We start from the raw sequence: 719 nt of genomic DNA, 5'->3' as shown, positions 1-719 counted from the left end.
CCTCGATATAGTATGGTCCTGCGCTCAATGGGTTGCCACAGGCATCCTCTCCGTTGTAGCTTATCGTGATAAGTCCTCCACAGGCATCGTACTCCTTAACTACGTTCGCCTCCAATTCTCCTGAAAGCTCACAAAGTCCAGTTAAACCATTAGTATATGTAGCGTTTGCAGCTTCGAATCCTGCTGCGTCGGCACATGCAATCTTATCTGAGAATTCTGGAGCACTAACTTCTGGAGCTGGTGCTGGCTTCACCTCAATAGTATAAGGTCCTGCCTCCAAGTCTCTCTCACATTCGTCCTTACCGTTGTAAGTGATCGTGATCGTTCCACCACAAGCATCGTAGTCCTTAACAACTACCGCTTCAATCTCTCCTGAGATCTCACATGCAGTTTCCTCTAGTCCGTTACTGTAAGTAGCGTTAGCAGCCTCGAATCCTGCAGCATCAGAACACTCAATATCCAATGGGAATTGAGGAGCCATTACCTCAGCCTCTGGTGCTGGGTCCACAGTGATCACAAATGGTCCTGCCTCTAGGTCTCTATCACACTCGTCCTTACCATTGTAAGTGACCGTGATCGTTCCGCCACAAGCATCGTAGTCCTTAACAACTACCGCTTCGATCTCTCCTGAGATCTCACATGCAGTACCCTCTAGTCCGTTGCTGTAGGTTGCGTTTGCAGCCTCAAAATCAGCAGCCATTGAACACATGATGTTCGCT

Annotated in this window: 1 protein-coding gene; it reads right to left on the bottom strand. The window is 48.5% G+C overall.

The genetic code is table 11. The features are described 5' to 3' along the window. The coding region (locus AB9K26_RS00300; protein WP_369970552.1) for a hypothetical protein at positions 1–719 on the bottom strand (719 nt) is incomplete at both ends.

This window comes from Psychroserpens sp. XS_ASV72, from assembly GCF_041224425.1.
GTDB lineage: Bacteria > Bacteroidota > Bacteroidia > Flavobacteriales > Flavobacteriaceae > Psychroserpens.
Note: the sequence above shows the minus strand (reverse complement) of the source record. Positions and strands in the feature narration are given on the sequence as shown.